Source organism: Pseudomonas sp. p50(2008), assembly GCF_015351605.1.
Taxonomy (GTDB): domain Bacteria; phylum Pseudomonadota; class Gammaproteobacteria; order Pseudomonadales; family Pseudomonadaceae; genus Aquipseudomonas.
Genome location: NZ_JACMYF010000005.1, coordinates 462,929 through 478,926, shown reverse-complemented (window position 1 = coordinate 478,926; position 15,998 = coordinate 462,929). Strand labels below are relative to the sequence as shown.

13 protein-coding genes are annotated in these 15,998 nt (G+C 58.3%); 8 read left to right on the top strand and 5 right to left on the bottom strand.

The genetic code is table 11. The annotated features are described in order from the left end of the window. Positions 1–68 precede the first annotated feature (68 nt). From H7698_RS16855 to H7698_RS16835, 5 genes are all read right to left on the bottom strand, one after another. Positions 69–446: a response regulator gene (locus H7698_RS16855; protein ID WP_162438210.1), complete on the bottom strand. Its 378-nt coding sequence runs from the start codon at positions 444–446 to the stop codon at positions 69–71. Positions 447–524: 78 nt separating this feature from the next. Next, on the bottom strand, positions 525–1,706 hold the full coding sequence (locus H7698_RS16850) for a hybrid sensor histidine kinase/response regulator (RefSeq protein ID WP_194692173.1): 1,182 nt from the start codon (positions 1,704–1,706) through the stop codon (positions 525–527). Next, the gene (locus tag H7698_RS16845) at positions 1,700–2,293 is read right to left on the bottom strand and encodes a chemotaxis protein CheB (RefSeq protein ID WP_194692172.1); all 594 of its coding nucleotides are present in this window, start codon (positions 2,291–2,293) and stop codon (positions 1,700–1,702) included. Before H7698_RS16845 ends, H7698_RS16850 begins: the two co-directional genes overlap by 7 nt. Continuing rightward, positions 2,290–3,120 (bottom strand): CheR family methyltransferase, encoded by an 831-nt coding sequence (locus H7698_RS16840; protein WP_162438207.1) that lies wholly within the window; start codon positions 3,118–3,120, stop codon positions 2,290–2,292. Before H7698_RS16840 ends, H7698_RS16845 begins: the two co-directional genes overlap by 4 nt. After that, positions 3,120–6,611 carry a response regulator gene (locus tag H7698_RS16835; protein ID WP_194692171.1) on the bottom strand — a complete coding sequence of 1,164 codons (3,492 nt, stop codon included), beginning with the start codon at positions 6,609–6,611 and terminating at the stop codon, positions 3,120–3,122. Before H7698_RS16835 ends, H7698_RS16840 begins: the two co-directional genes overlap by 1 nt. A 258-nt stretch (positions 6,612–6,869) precedes the next feature. Here H7698_RS16835 and H7698_RS16830 point away from each other — a divergent pair, with 258 nt between their 5' ends. The 8 genes from H7698_RS16830 to H7698_RS16795 all read left to right on the top strand — a co-directional run bounded on the left by H7698_RS16830 (position 6,870) and on the right by H7698_RS16795 (position 15,970). Then, complete coding sequence (locus tag H7698_RS16830) at positions 6,870–7,235, top strand: response regulator (protein WP_194692170.1); 366 nt, start codon at positions 6,870–6,872, stop codon at positions 7,233–7,235. Positions 7,236–7,335: 100 nt separating this feature from the next. Further along, a complete protein-coding gene (locus H7698_RS16825) occupies positions 7,336–8,655 on the top strand; it encodes a glycosyltransferase (protein WP_194692169.1) in 1,320 nt (439 codons plus the stop codon). 42 nt (positions 8,656–8,697) lie between these two features. Then, on the top strand, positions 8,698–9,603 hold the full coding sequence (locus tag H7698_RS16820; RefSeq protein ID WP_162438203.1) for an AraC family transcriptional regulator: 906 nt from the start codon (positions 8,698–8,700) through the stop codon (positions 9,601–9,603). Positions 9,604–9,935: 332 nt separating this feature from the next. Beyond that, positions 9,936–11,246 carry an ABC transporter substrate-binding protein gene (locus H7698_RS16815; protein WP_194692168.1) on the top strand — a complete coding sequence of 437 codons (1,311 nt, stop codon included), beginning with the start codon at positions 9,936–9,938 and terminating at the stop codon, positions 11,244–11,246. Positions 11,247–11,445: 199 nt separating this feature from the next. Then, the gene (locus tag H7698_RS16810; protein WP_194692167.1) at positions 11,446–12,372 is read left to right on the top strand and encodes a carbohydrate ABC transporter permease; all 927 of its coding nucleotides are present in this window, start codon (positions 11,446–11,448) and stop codon (positions 12,370–12,372) included. 8 nt (positions 12,373–12,380) lie between these two features. Continuing rightward, complete coding sequence (locus H7698_RS16805) at positions 12,381–13,211, top strand: carbohydrate ABC transporter permease (protein WP_109786963.1); 831 nt, start codon at positions 12,381–12,383, stop codon at positions 13,209–13,211. Between the two features lie 166 nt (positions 13,212–13,377). Beyond that, positions 13,378–14,481 (top strand): ABC transporter ATP-binding protein, encoded by a 1,104-nt coding sequence (locus tag H7698_RS16800; RefSeq protein WP_194692166.1) that lies wholly within the window; start codon positions 13,378–13,380, stop codon positions 14,479–14,481. A 16-nt stretch (positions 14,482–14,497) separates the two neighbouring features. Further along, a complete protein-coding gene (locus H7698_RS16795; RefSeq protein ID WP_194692165.1) occupies positions 14,498–15,970 on the top strand; it encodes a mannitol dehydrogenase family protein in 1,473 nt (490 codons plus the stop codon). Positions 15,971–15,998: the final 28 nt, after the last annotated feature.

The following is a 15,998-nucleotide window of genomic DNA, read 5'->3' as shown; positions in this document are numbered from 1 at the left end:
TCGGCGCCTTCGGCAGCTCCAGGGTATGTCGCGATTTTTTGCGGCATTTCAACAGGGTTCGCGGTGTTTCAAGACAGCATTTCCTGCATCAATTCCTGCAACACATCCAGATCGAACGGCTTGCCCAGAATCGGCGCCTTGCGGGTGATCGGACTGTCGGTCTCGCGGATTTCCTGCGGATAACCGCTGATGAAAATCACCTTGAGTTCCGGTCGCAGCTTCACCGCGGGTTCAGCAATCTGCACGCCCGAGATGCCACCCGGCAGGCGGAAGTCGGTAATCATCATGTCCAGGTGCGGTTTGCTCGCCAGGATCTCGAACGCCTGCTCACCATTTTCGGCCTGCAGCACGCGGTAGCCCTCGCCGGCCAGATAGGCGGACAACACCATCAAAATCGAGGGGTCATCCTCGACGACCAGTACTACGTCTTGCGCATCTTCACTCATGGGGAAGCCTTTGTTCGGTCAATAGCTGCTGATACGACCGTGGGGTCGATCAGAGGTTGCGTTTATCTGGCTGTTTTCCTACAGCGGCAGACAAACGCGAAACAGGGCGCCCTCGCCAATCCGGCTTTCGACGGTAATGGTACCGCCATGGGCAGTCACAATCTGTTCGGAAATAAACAATCCCAGGCCCAATCCGGCGACGGCGTGTTTGGCCGTGACGCGCTCGAACTGCTGGAAGATTCGCTTCTGGTTTTCCTCACCAATACCGATCCCCTGATCCCGCACTTCGACCCGCGCCTGACCGTTCTCACTGTACACCTTCACGCTGATCGGGCTCTTGGCGCCGTACCGTAACGCGTTGGTCAACAAGTTTGAGATCACTTGTTCGATGCGAAATTCATCCCAATGGCCGATGACCGATTCCTCGGCGTCCAGAGTGACCGAGGATTCGGCAGCGTCGATCTGCGGGGCGAAATTTTGCAGCAGGCCACGCACCAGCGCCGCCAGGTCAAATCGACTCGGCCGGATCGACAGCTTGCCAGTGCGAATCCGTGAAACGTCGAGCATGTCCTCGATCAGGCGGATCAGGCTTTTGATCTGCCGCTCATCGCGGTCGACCATGGCGTGCATCTTGTCCAGGGTAAACGCAGCGGCGTTATCCCGGGCCAGGTGCATTTTGCGCAATTGGGTTTCAAGGATCAGGCCATTGAGCGGCGTGCGTACTTCGTGAGCAACGATGGACATGAAGTCATCGCGCATGCGCACCGCCTGCTCCAGTTCCCGCTGGGTACTCTGCAATTGAACAAGCAGCGCCTCCTGTTCCCGGCGGCTCTGCTCCAGGGCTTCGACCTGCTGTTTCATGGCCTTGCTCTGCCGATACAGGTCGACAAACACATTGACCTTGCTCTTGACCGCATGGATGTCCAGCGGCTTGTGCAGGAAGTCCACGGCCCCGCTTTCGTAGCCCTTGAACGCATAGTTCAGCTCACGGCCTGCCGCACTGACGAAGACAATCGGAATGTTCTTGGTTTTTTCGGTGCCGCGCATCAGCTCGGCCAGCTCGAAGCCGTTCATGCCCGGCATTTGCACATCGAGGATGGCCATGGCGAACTCGTGTTGCAGCAGCAGCGACAAGGCTTCGTCCGCGGACAAGGCTTTGTAGACCATGCGGTCTTCACGCTTGATCAGCGCTTCGAGCGCCAACAGGTTCTCCGGCAGATCGTCAACGATCAGCAGTTTGGCTTGGATATTACTTAGCATGCGATTCGTTCCAGCTCGACAAGCAAACGGCCGATGCCGCGTAGGGGGAGAATGTGATCCGGCTGGTGCACATCCAGTGCAGCCAATGGCATGGTCGCCACCTGGGCCTCGTCAGGGTCCTGCACAATGGTCAGGCCGCCCAGGTACTTGACCTTGGCCAGCCCATTCGCGCCATCGCGGTTGGCGCCCGTCAGCAATACCGCAGCCAGGTTTTCGCCATAGGCGTCAGCGGCGGACTCGAACAGGTAATCGATCGCGGGCCGCGAATGATGAACGCGGTCTTCCAGGCTCAGGGAAAAGCTGCGGTCCTGCTCGACCGACAAGTGATAACCGGGAGAAGCGAAATACAACGTGCCCGCTTCAATCGGCGTTTTGTCATCGGCTTCCAGCACGCGCATCGAGACCCGACGGGCGAACACTTCAGCCAGCTGGCTGCGACGTGCGTCAGGCAGGTGCAGCACCACGATAATCGGCAGCACGAAACCTTCGCGCAACGGGCTCAGCAGGTTCAGCAACGCTTCCACACCGCCCGCCGAGGCGCCGATCACGATGGCTTTAATTGTAGGCAGCTGCAGGGCATCGTTCATGATTTGCGGTAAATCCGTTCTTGTTTGACCAAGGGTTCGAACTGCCTGCCAAAGCCTGAAAACTCCGGTGTTTCCTTGCTGCCGAGGACCAGAAAGCCGCGGTGGCAAAGTGATTCGTGGAACAGACCGAACGCTCGATCCTGAAGCTTTTTGTTGAAGTAAATCAATACGTTACGACATGAAATTAATTGAGTTTCCGAAAACACACTGTCGGTCGCCAGGCTGTGGTCGGCGAAGGTCACGTTCTCGCACAGCGACTTGTCGAAAATGGCATAGCCATAGGCCGCCGTGTAGTAATCGGCGAACGAGCGCTGGCCGCCGGCTTGCTGGTAATTGGCCGTGTACGCCCGGACATTCTCCATAGAGAAAATTCCCTGCTTGGCTTTATCCAGCGAGCGCGGATTGATGTCCGTGGCGTAGATGATGGTGCGATCGAGCAAACCCTCTTCGCGCAGCAGAATCGCCATTGAATAGACTTCTTCGCCCGTGCTGCAGCCGGCGATCCAGATCTTGATCGAGGGATACGTCTTGAGCAGCGGCACCACTTCCTGGCGAATGGCCAGGAAGTGCGACGGGTCGCGGAACATTTCGCTGACCGGGATCGTCAGCAATTGCAGCAACTGCATGAACGCCGTCGGATCGTGCAGGACTTTTTCCTGCAGGGCCGAGATAGTGGCGCACTCGAACTGGCCTAACGCGTGTTGAACCCGGCGCTTGATCGAAGCACCGGAATAGTCGCGAAAGTCGTAGCTGTACTTGAGGAAAATCGCCTCGATCAGCAACCGCAGTTCGATTTCGCTATTTCGCTCTGAATGATTGCGTTCCACTAAATGCGTTCCATTTTCGGTAACCACACGCGAATCAGCGAGAACAGGCGATCCAGATCGATGGGCTTGGCCAGGTAGTCGTTGGAGCCGGCCTGCAAGCAGCGCTCCTGATCATCCTTCATGGCCTTGGCCGTCACCGCAATAATCGGCAGCTTGCGCCAGCGCGGGTCTTTGCGGATCTCGATGGTGGCTTCGAAACCATCCATCTCCGGCATCATCACGTCCATCAGCACCAGATCGATGTCATCGACTTCATTCAACCTTTCAATCGCCTCCCGACCGTTACGGCCGATGACCACGACTGCACCCTTTTGCTCCAGCGCACTGGTGAGGGCGAAGATGTTGCGCACATCGTCGTCCACCAGCAACACTTTGCGACCCTCGAAGACCTTGTCACGACTGCGCGCGGTCTTGAGCATTCGCTGGCGTTCATGGGACAACTTCGATTCGACTTTGTGCAAAAAGAGTGTGACCTCATCCAGCAGGCGCTCCGGAGAGCGCGCGCCCTTGATGATGATCGAACGCGAGTACTTGCGCAGCTCGGCCTCTTCGTCCCGGGTCAGGTTACGTCCGGTGTAGACGATCACCGGCGGGAACGAGCAGATGTCTTCGGTGGACATGCGCTTGAGCAGGTCGTTGCCGAGCATGTCCGGCAACTTCAGGTCGATGATCATGCAATCGAAGATGGTGGTGCGCAGCAGGTCGAGGGCTTCCTGAGCGAAACCGACGGCGGTGATTTCGATATCCTCGTCGCCGATCAGGCGGGCAATGCTGTCCCGTTGCAAATCGTCGTCTTCAACCAGCAGCACGCGTTTGACTTTCTGGGTCAGCTTGGCTTCGAGACGGGCAAACACATCCTTGAGCTCTTCGCGCGTCGTTGGCTTGACCGCATAACCGATAGCGCCCATGTGCATGGCCGCTTCAACCCGGTCCTCGACGGAAATCACGTGCACCGGGATGTGCCGGGTTTCCGCGTGTTCCTTGAGGCGCTGCAACACCGTCAGGCCGGAGTGATCCGGCAGGCGCATGTCCAGCAAAATGGCATCCGGCAGGTACTCTTTGGCCAGGTCATAGCCTTCGTCGGCCCCATGGGCGACCAGGCACTGGTAACCCAGCTCATGGGCCAGGTCGTAGAGAATGTGCGCAAAATTCGGCTCATCTTCCACCACCAGAATGCAGCGCGTGGTGAACGGTGCCTTGGTGCGATCATCGTTGAAACGCGGGATATCAACCGGGGCTATCAGGGGTACCAACGCAGCGGGAATGGCCTGCGGTGTGACGGCTACAGGTGAAGACCTCATCGGTTCAACCGGTATTTCACCCGGCTCGACATACTGCTGAGGCAGTACCAGGGTGAACACACTGCCCTGCCCTGGTTCGCTGGTGACGCTGATCGACCCACCCAGCAATGCCGCCAGGTCGCGAGAAATCGACAAGCCCAGGCCAGTGCCGCCGTAACGGCGATTGGTGGTGCCATCGGCCTGGCGGAAAGCTTCGAAAATGCTTTCCTGCTGATCGGCGGCAATACCAATCCCAGAGTCGCGCACGACAAAGGCGATGCCGTCGTTTGGCTGCGACGCCACCGTCAGGGTCACAGTGCCTTTCTCGGTGAACTTCACTGCGTTCGACAACAGGTTCTTGATCACCTGTTCCAGGCGCTGGCGGTCGGTGTAGATCATCATCGGCGACCCGGCCTGCAGCTCGATCTGGAAATCCAGATGCTTGTCCGCTGCCAACGGCTGGAACATCCCGCGCAAACCGTCCACGAGGCGAGCGACGCTGGTGTTCTCCGGCCGCACTTCAAGCTTGCCGGCCTCGACCTTGGAAATGTCGAGGATGTCGTTGATCAGGTTGAGCAAGTCATTGCCCGCCGAATAGATCGACTCGGCAAACTTGACCTGCTCGGCGCTGAGATTGTCCTGAGGGTTTTCCGCGAGCAACTTGGCCAGGATCAACGAGCTGTTCAGCGGCGTGCGCAGTTCGTGAGACATGTTGGCGAGGAATTCGGATTTGTACTTGCTCGAACGCTGCAACTCATCGGCGCGCTCTTCCAGCTGAGTCTGGGCGTGATTGAGCTCGGTGTTCTTCTGGTCCATGGCGTCGCGCTGATCCGACAGGATCTGTGCCTGCTCGGCGAGCTGTTCGTTGGTCTGCTCGAGCTCGACCTGCTGGGTTTCCAGGTGCGCCTGGGATTCCTTGAGAATTCGCGATTGCTCTTCAAGCTCTTCGTTTGCAGTCTTGAGCTCTTCCTGCTGGACCTGCAGCTCTTCGTTGAGCTGTTGAGTTTCGGCCAGCACTTCCTGCAATCGCTGGCGATAACGTGCGGCTTCTATGGAAGTGCCGATGTTGCCGGCAATCAATTCGAGCAGTTCGACATCGCGGTCGCTCAATGGGCGCAGGAAGCCCAATTCGATGACGCCGTTGACTCGTTCGTCATCACTGGTCGGCACCACTAGCACGCTGTGGGGCAAGCCTTCGCCGAGGCCGGAGCTTACTTTGAAAAAGTCGCTCGGGACGCTGTCGAGGCGAATCAGGCGCGCCGTTTGCGCCACCTGACCGACAATCCCTTCATCGCTGTAAATATGTTGATCAAGCGCTTCCTGCTCCCGGGAAAAGCCGTAACTCGCGACGCGCTTCAGGCCGCCGTGTTCTTCGCGAACATAAATAGCCGCCACCGCCGTGCCCAGGTATTGCGCACAGAATTGCAGGATATTGCGTCCCAGCAGATTCAGGCTGAGCTGTCCGAGGACCTGCTCTGCCAGCTCGGTCTGGCCATTGCGCAACCAGGCTTGCTGCTCCAGGCGTTGGGCGCTGGCCTCTTGGGCGGCAAGATTGGCACCGTAGCTTTGCGACAGGTTGAGCAGATCCCGCCGGCCGATGTAGGCCAACAGTCCGCTGATCGCCGCGACGAACAGCAGGTAAAGGGTGATGCTCCAGATCGTGGTGCGGCTCACCTCGTTATTGCGCGCGGTGCGCAACTGCTGCTCCATGTCGATCACGTCTTCGAACTGCTTGCGGATTTCATCCGTCAGCCGCTTGCCACGCCCGGCCTTGACCGCACCGCGGTAGTCGCCACTGGTACGCTGCATGTCAATCATTGACTGTGCATAGTCAGCCCATTCGCCCTGCAACGCTTCGAGGCGATGAAGGCGATCGGTCTGAACCGGGTTGTCGGCGGTCAGCTCCAGCAGCGTATCGAGCGCGACTTTGAGTCTGGGGCGGGCGGTTTCGTAGGGTTCGAGGAATTTCTCGTCACCGCTGAGCAGAAAGCCGCGCATGCCGGTTTCCAGATCGACGGTCAGCTTTACCGCTTCATTGGCGTTATTGATCACCCTGTCCGTGTGCTCGACCCATTGAATGGTCGACAGCAGATAAGTGATCAGCGAAATGAAGAACACGGCACTGACCAGGCCTACGCCCAGCGGCAGGCTGACGTTACGGCTCAGAAGTTTACGGAAACGTTGCTCATCAACCGAGGACGCAGAGGTCATGGGGCAGCCTTGTCGAACTATTGAAAACCACGGAGTTTGCCCCAAAACGGCTGCTTTGATCCAATTTTCTGACACGTTTTTGCGCAAAATCCTACATTCAGCTGCTACCGCGCAACGGACCGGTTATCCTTGCCGCGCTTGCGGGTCTATTCTTTTTCTGTCACCACGGGAACTTCTCGGGTCCCGTCGATTACTCAAGCAAGACTCCGGCGAATTTGATCGCCCGGCCACCGTACTTTTATTCTTTGGGAACCCACTATGTCCTCCAACGCGTCCATCATTCTCGTAGTAGAAGACGATGACATCGTGCGCATGCTGATCGTCGATGTGCTGGAGGAACTGGAGTTCAAAGTGCTTGAGGCAGACGGCTGCGAGCAAGCGCTGGAGTTTCTTAATGATGAAGATCAGCACATTGACTTGATGATGACCGATGTCGGTCTGCCGGTGATGGACGGTCGGGAATTGGCCACCCAGGCGCGAATGGTCCGCCCGACATTACCCATTCTGTTTGCCAGCGGTTATGCCGAGAGCATTGATGTGCCGGCGGGGATGTCGGTAATAGGCAAACCGTTTTCGATTGATCAATTGCGCGACAAGGTCACAAGCATCCTCGCACGCGAATAAACCATCAATATCCAGCGCCGCGGTCCAGGACCGTTTTGCGCTATGGGTTAACATCACGCCTTATTTTCACTGCGCCCCTGCCTGCTTCAAGGAATGCCTCATGAGTCAACCCCACGCAACCAAAGTCCTGGTCATTGGTTACGTCTGGCCCGAACCCCGCTCTTCGGCGGCCAGTGGCCATGTCATGCAAATCCTCGAGGCGTTTGTGCAACAAGGCTGGGACATCACGTTCAGCAGTCCCGCCGGCGCGGGCGAACATCCGGCAGACCTGACGGCACTGGGCATTCGCCAAGTGCCGATCGAGTTGAACAACAGCAGTTTTGACACCTTTGTCAGCGAACTGGCCCCGGACATCGTGCTGTTCGATCAATTCATGATGGAAGAACAGTTTGGCTGGCGCGTTGAGCAACAGTGCCCCGATGCCTTGCGCGTGCTCGAAACCTCGGACCTGCAGAGTCTGCGACACGCCCGACACCAACGACTCAAGGACCGGTTGAAGGTCAGCGACGATAACCACGATTTCAACGAACTGTTCGCGCCCGCGTTGCGTGAAGAGTTTGAGCACATGGCCGATACGGATCTAGCCAAACGGGAACTGGCAGCGATTTATCGTTGTGACTTGACGCTGATGATTTCCGAAGTGGAAATCGAGTTACTGGTTGAGCAGTTCAACGTGCCTCGCAACTTGCTGCACTGGTGCCCGTTGATGGTCGATTTGCCGACTCAGTCATTCCTACCCTTCGAAGAGCGGGCGAATTTCCTGAGTATCGGCAACTTCCGCCATGCGCCGAACTGGGATGCTGTTCTCTGGCTTAAAACGGTGATCTGGCCGTTGATTCGTCAGCAATTGCCCACTGCCCAACTCCACATCTACGGCGCCTATACACCGCCCAAAGCGACGGCGTTACACAATGCCGCGCAAGGGTTTCATGTCATGAACTGGGCCGAAGATGCCTTGCAAGTCATGTCGGCGGCGCGGGTGTGCGTCGCGCCGCTACGATTCGGTGCGGGCATCAAAGGCAAATTGGTGGACGCCATGCTCTGCGGCACGCCCAATGTCACCACGCCCGTCGGTGCAGAAGGCATGCACGGCGAAGAACCCTGGCCAGGCGCGATAACCCGCACCGCACAGCAATTTGCAGACAGCGCAGTACAACTCTACAAGGACGAAAAAACCTGGCTTGACGCACAGGCCGCAGGCGTGGAACTGCTGTCGCGCCGCTACCTCAAGACCGATCATGGCCCGGCGCTGATCGCCCGCCTCCAGGCCTGTCAGCAGCAAATAAACACGATCAGAAGGGACAATTTCACCGGGAGCATGCTGCGCCACCATCACCACAAGAGCACGCAATACATGGCGCAGTGGATTGAAGCAAAAAACCGTCAGACCCTTCCTACGGGTGGCATGAACCACCCGTAACGAGGCATGATCAGCGTGCGAGAACAATAAAAGCGCCCTGACATGAGCCGAGCAGCCAGAGTTACCGACCCCTCCTACGAGTTGATGGACGACCACAACGGTCTGTCCATCATCTATCGCCAGCATGGCTTCCCCTGCCCTTTGGTGCGCTGGCATTTCCACAAGGAATACGAACTGCACCTGATCGTTGCCAGCTCCGGCAAGGTGTTCATCGGCGATTACATCGGCAATTTTTACCCGCAAACCCTGTTTCTCACCGGCCCCAACCTGCCCCACAACTGGATCAGCCAGGTCGCCGAAGACGAGGTGGTGCCCAAGCGCGACATGCTGGTGAATTTCACGGATGAATTGTTCGACAGTGGTCACCTGGTCTTCGCCGAGCTCAAGGCCCTGGCGCCACTGCTTGAGCGTGCGCAGTACGGTATCGAATTCCGCTGCCAGCGCACGATCCGCCAGGCGATGAGCCTGATGCAGCGTATCGCCGACACCCAAGGCGTGACCCGCCTCGGGCATTTTTTCATTTTGCTGGAGTTGCTGGCCGCTTCGGACGATTACCAATTGCTGTCCGGCGCCACCACATCGCAACTGGCCGATGAGCATAACGTTGACCGCACCAACCGCGCGGTCGATTACATCTTTGCCCATTACGCACGGGAACTGCCCCTGGAAGAAGTCGCCGCGCACCTGGGGATGAAGCCGACGTATTTCAGCCGTGTGTTCAAGCAAGCCACCGGGCGCTGCTTCATCGAGTTCGTCAACCGCTTGCGCATCAGCAAATCCTGCGAATTGCTGGCGGACGGCGACAAGCCGGTGACCGATGTCTGCTTTGAGTCGGGTTTCAACAATATTTCCAATTTCAATCGACGCTTTCAACAGCTCAAGGGCATGACGCCTTCGCATTATCGGCGGTTGGCGGTGCAGCGTTTGACTGAGCAAAACCAGCACTGACGCTTCCTCCTGTAGCCGCTGCCGAAGGCTGCGTTCACCTGCGCAGCAGGCGCCATCGTTTCCGTTTTTTAATCTCTGGATTCGCCGTATGACCCACATTCGGCGAGCGCTGCGCACTCGAACGCAGCCTTCGGCAGCTGGTACAGAAGTATCCGACGTGGCATCTTCGCAACCGCCTGTCAGTGCAAAATAGTATCGGTTTGAGTGCGATGAACAATTTGTCACGCGCTCGATTGAACGTTGTAATCAGTGCACATTCTTCCGGTCTCCGGCAGACACAAAAACAATAACTGTCCTTCTGTCCCCCCTCGGGTGCAGAAAAGGAGTGCACGATGCAACCTTCTGCAAAAGCTCTGCTTGCCCTCGCCTGCCTGACCTTCAGCAGCGTCAGCCTCGGCGCCCAGACCCTGACCATCGCCACCGTCAACAACAGCGACATGATCCGCATGCAAAAGCTCTCGAAAACCTTCGAAGCCGAGCATCCGGAGATCAAGCTCAATTGGGTGGTGCTTGAAGAAAACGTCCTGCGCCAACGCCTGACCACGGACATTGCGACCCAGGGCGGTCAGTTCGACGTTCTGACTATCGGCATGTACGAAGCCGCACTCTGGGGCGCCAAGGGCTGGTTGGAGCCGATGAAGGATTTGCCCGCCGCGTATGCGCTCGACGACGTGTTTCCTTCCGTGCGTGAAGGCCTCTCGGTCAAGGGTTCGTTGTATGCCCTGCCGTTTTACGCTGAAAGCTCCATCACTTATTACCGCACCGACCTGTTCAAGGATGCCGGCCTGACCATGCCCGAGCGTCCGACCTGGGAGCAGATCGGTGAGTTCGCCAGCAAACTCACCAACAAAGACAAAGAACAGTACGGCATCTGCCTGCGTGGCAAAGCCGGTTGGGGCGAGAACATGGCCCTGATCACCACCCTGGCCAACGCCTACGGTGCGCGCTGGTTCGACGAAAAGTGGCAGCCGGAATTCACCGGGCCGAAGTGGAAAAACGCGCTGAATTTCTACGTCGACATCATGAAAAAATCCGGCCCGCCGGGCGCGTCGAGCAACGGTTTCAACGAAAACCTTGCGCTGTTCAACAGCGGCAAATGCGCGATCTGGGTCGATGCCAGCGTTGCCGGTTCGTTCGTCACCGACAAGACCCAGAGCAAAGTCAGCGACCACGTCGGCTTTACCTATGCCCCGCATCAGGTGACGGACAAAGGTTCGGCCTGGCTCTATTCCTGGGCGCTGGCGATTCCGGCCAGTTCCAAGGCGAAAGACGCGGCGAAAACCTTCAGCGCCTGGGCCACGTCCAGGGAATACGGTGAACTGGTCGCCAAAACCGACGGCATCGCCAACGTGCCACCAGGCACTCGGGCCTCGACCTACAGCGAGGCGTACATGAGCGCCGCGCCGTTCGCCAAGGTGACGCTGGAGTCGCTGAAAGCGGCGGACCCAAGCAAGCCGACGCTCAAGCCTGTGCCTTACATCGGTATTCAGTTGGTGACGATTCCCGAGTTCCAGGGCATCGGCACCCAGGTGGGCAAATCGTTCTCGGCAGCGCTCATCGGTCAGACCTCGGTCGATCAGGCCCTGGCCGCCGCCCAGCAGACTACTGAACGAGAGATGAAGCGCGCCGGTTATCCCAAGTAATCCCGCACGCTGTAGGCGCAAAGCTTGCTCGCGATGAACGATAACGCGGTTCATCTGAACACCGCGTCGCGGCAATCGCGGGCAAGCCATGCTCCCACAGGACTAATGCAATCAATGTGGGTGGCTGATCAACCGCCATCGCGAGCAGGCTCGCTCCTACATTGAATTCTCATAGGTCTGCAAGAATCGGTTTAAAGCCATGAATATTTCAACTGCCAAAGCTCACATGGACATTCCCCAGCCGGTGCGTAAAAGCCGGCTGGCCAATCCCGGCTGGTTTCTGGTCAGCCCTTCCGTAGCCTTGTTGCTGCTCTGGATGATCGTGCCGCTGGGCATGACCGTCTATTTCTCGGTGATTCGCTACAACCTGCTCAATCCGGGCGAAAACGAGTTCGTGGGGCTGGAGAACTTCACCTATTTCCTGACCGACTCGGGGTTCATGCCCGGGGCCACCAATACTTTGCTGCTGGTGGGCAGTGTGCTGCTGATCAGCGTCGTACTCGGCGTACTGATCAGTGCGTTGCTGGAGGCCAGTGAGTTTCTCGGTCGCGGCATCGTTCGGGTCATGCTGATCTCGCCGTTCTTCATCATGCCCACCGTTGGCGCCCTGATCTGGAAGAACCTGATTTTCCATCCGGTCTCGGGGATTCTTGCCTACGTCTGGAAACTGTTCGGCGCGCAACCGGTGGACTGGCTGGCGCACTACCCGCTGCTGTCGATCATCATCATCGTGTCCTGGCAATGGCTGCCCTTTGCGATCCTGATCCTGATGACCGCCATGCAGTCCCTCGACCAGGAACAGAAAGAAGCCGCACGCCTGGACGGTGCCGGGCCGATCGCGATTTTCTGGCACCTGACGCTGCCGCACCTCGCTCGGCCGATTGCTGTGGTGGTGATGATCGAAACCATCTTCCTGCTCTCGGTGTTCGCCGAAATCTTCACCACCACCAACGGTGGACCCGGCTATGCCTCGACCAACCTCGCGTACCTGATCTACAACCAGGCGCTGGTGCAGTTCGACGTCGGCATGGCATCGGCGGGCGGATTGATCGCCGTGGTGATTGCCAACATCGCGGCGATCATCCTGGTGCGCATGATCGGCAAAAACCTGACAGACAAAGCCTGAGGCCTGCCATGACTCTTCAACAATCCCGTCGCCTGCAAAGCCTGCTGCTCGGCACCCTGGCCTGGGCCATCGCGATCCTGATTTTCTTCCCGATCTTCTGGATGGTGCTGACCAGTTTCAAAACCGAAATCGACGCCTTCGCCACGCCTCCGCAGTTCATTTTCACGCCGACGCTGGAGAACTACCTGCACATCAATGAGCGCAGCGATTACTTCAGCTTTGCCTGGAACTCGGTGGTGATTTCCTTCAGCGCCACCGCCCTGTGCCTGTTGATCGCGGTGCCTGCGGCCTATTCCATGGCGTTCTACGAAACCCAACGCACCAAAGGCACGTTGCTGTGGATGCTCTCCACCAAAATGCTGCCACCGGTGGGCGTGCTGATGCCGATCTACCTGCTGGCCAAGAGCTTCGGGCTGCTGGATACGCGCATCGCGTTGATCATCATCTACACGCTGATCAATCTGCCGATCGTGGTCTGGATGATTTACACCTACTTCAAAGACATCCCCAAAGACATCCTCGAAGCCGCGCGTCTGGACGGGGCCACGCTGTGGCAGGAAATGGTCCGCGTGCTGTTGCCGATCGCCAAGGGTGGCCTGGCGTCCACGGTACTGCTGTCGCTGATCCTGTGCTGGAACGAGGCGTTCTGGTCGTTGAACCTGACCTCGTCGAAAGCCGCGCCACTGACCGCGCTGATTGCCTCGTACTCGAGCCCCGAAGGTCTGTTTTGGGCCAAGTTGTCGGCAGTCTCGACGCTGGCCTGCGCGCCGATCCTGATTTTTGGCTGGATCAGCCAGAAACAACTGGTGCGCGGCCTGTCGTTTGGCGCTGTGAAATGAAGATCCCGAACCCAATGCGATTCCCTGTAGGAGTGAGCCTGCTCGCGATGAGGCCGTGTCAGTCGACATCATTGTTGAATGACACTCCGCTATCGCGAGCAGGCTCACTCCTGCAAAAAAGCTCGCCCGGCTCAAACGAATAACAATACTGCGGAGGCCCATCATCATGGCCAACCTGAAAATCAAGAATCTGCAAAAAGGCTTCGAAGGCTTTTCCATCATCAAGGGCATCGACCTGGAAGTGAACGATAAGGAATTCGTGGTGTTCGTCGGCCCGTCGGGTTGCGGCAAATCCACCCTGTTGCGCCTGATTGCGGGCCTGGAAGAAGTCAGCGGCGGCACCATCGAACTGGATGGCCGTGACATCACCGAAGTCAGCCCGGCCAAGCGCGACCTCGCGATGGTGTTCCAGACTTACGCCCTGTACCCGCACATGAGCGTGCGCAAAAACATGTCGTTTGCCCTGGACCTGGCCGGCGTATCCAAAGCCGAGGTAGAGAAGAAAGTCGGTGAAGCCGCCCGCATCCTCGAACTCGGGCCGATGCTGGAACGCAAGCCTAAACAATTGTCTGGCGGGCAGCGTCAACGCGTGGCCATCGGCCGGGCCATCGTGCGCAACCCGAAGATTTTTCTGTTCGACGAACCGCTGTCCAACCTCGACGCCGCACTGCGGGTGCAGATGCGTCTGGAGTTGTTGCGACTGCATAAAGACCTGCAAGCGACGATGATCTACGTCACCCACGACCAGGTCGAAGCCATGACCATGGCTGACAAAGTCGTTGTGCTCAATGGCGGCAAGATCGAGCAAGTGGGCTCGCCACTGGACCTCTATCACCAGCCCGCCAACCTGTTTGTCGCAGGCTTTCTCGGCACGCCGAAAATGGGCTTCCTGAAAGGCAAGATCACCCGCACCGACGGCCAGGGCTGCGAAGTGCTGCTGGACGCCGGCACGCGTATTACCTTGCCGCTGTCCGGCGCGAACCTGAGCGTCGGTGGCGCCGTGACCCTGGGCATTCGCCCAGAACATCTGGAGCTTGCGCAAACCGGTGATTGCACACTCAACGTCACCGCCGATGTCAGCGAACGCCTGGGCAGCGACACCTTCTGCCATGTCGTCACCTCCTCGGGTGAAGCACTGACGATGCGCGTTCGCGGCGACCTGGCCAGCCGTTATGGCGAGACCCTGAGCCTGCACCTGGATGCTCAACACTGCCATTTGTTCGATGCCGACGGCGTGGCGTTGACGCGCCCGTTGCGTGCAGCGGCCTGATCTTAGAGAGCCTGTGATGAAACTCAATAAACAGAATATGCATCGCCTCGCTCCTGAGGTGGTCTTGCCTTCCTACACGCTCAGCGACACTCGCCAGGGTATCGCGCATATCGGCGTCGGTGGTTTTCACCGTGCGCACCAGGCGTATTACACCGACGCGCTGATGAACACCGGCGAAGGTCTGGACTGGGCGATTTGCGGGATAGGCCTGCGTGCCGAAGACCGTCGCGCCCGGGATGACCTCAAGGAGCAGGATTGCCTGTTCACACTGTTCGAACTGGGCGACACCGACGACACCGAAGTCCGGGTCATCGGCGCGATACGCGACATGTTGTTGGCTGAAGATGGCGCCGAGGCACTGATCGCCAAACTCGCGAACCCGCAGATTCGTATTGTCTCGCTGACCATCACCGAAGGCGGTTACTGCATCGATGACAGTAACGGCGAGTTCATGGCCCATCTGCCGCAGATCCAGCATGATCTGGCGAACCCGGACAATCCGAAAACCGTGTTCGGCTTCCTCTGCGCCGCGCTGGCCCGACGGCGGGCCGCCGGCATCCCGGCGTTCACCTTGATGTCCTGCGATAACCTGCCGCACAACGGCGCCGTCACCCGTAAAGCCCTGCTGGCGTTCGCCGAATTGCGTGATGCTGATCTGCGCGACTGGATCGCTGACAACGTGAGCTTCCCCAATGCCATGGTCGACCGCATCACGCCGATGACCAGCACCGAACATCGCCTGCAACTGGCTGACAAACACGCGGTGGACGACGCCTGGCCGGTGGTCTGTGAACCCTTTGTGCAGTGGGTACTGGAAGACCGGTTCGTCAACGGACGCCCGGCCTGGGAGAAGGTCGGCGTGCAGTTCACCGACGACGTGACGCCTTATGAAGAGATGAAAATCAAACTGCTCAACGGCAGCCACCTGGCGCTGACGTATCTCGGGTTTCTGAAGGGCTACCGCTTCGTTCACGAAACCATGAACGATCCGCTGTTCGTGCGTTACATGCGTGCCTACATGGACCTGGACGTGACGCCGCAACTCTCGCCCGTGCCGGGAATTGACTTGACCGATTACAAGAACACGCTGGTTGAGCGGTTCTCCAATCAGGCGATTGCCGACCAACTGGAGCGGGTGTGTTCGGATGGCTCGTCGAAGTTTCCCAAGTTCACCGTGCCGACCATCAATCGGTTGATTGCCGATGGCCGGGACACACGGCGTGCAGCGTTGGTGGTGGCGGCTTGGGCGTTGTATCTGAAGGGTGTCGATGAGTATGGGGAGACGTTTTCAATCCCCGATCCGCGGGCGGTGTTTTGCCAGGCGCTGGTGGCGGAGGATGCGCTGATCACGCAGCGGTTGTTGGCGGTCGAGGAGATTTTTGGCACGGCGATTCCAGACTCTCCCGAATTTGTGGCGGCGTTTGAGTGGTGCTGCAACAGTTTGCGCGAGGTGGGGGTGTCGCGGACGTTGGAGCGGGTGTTGGCTTGATGGGGTGAAGCTGAAGTCGCCTTCGCGG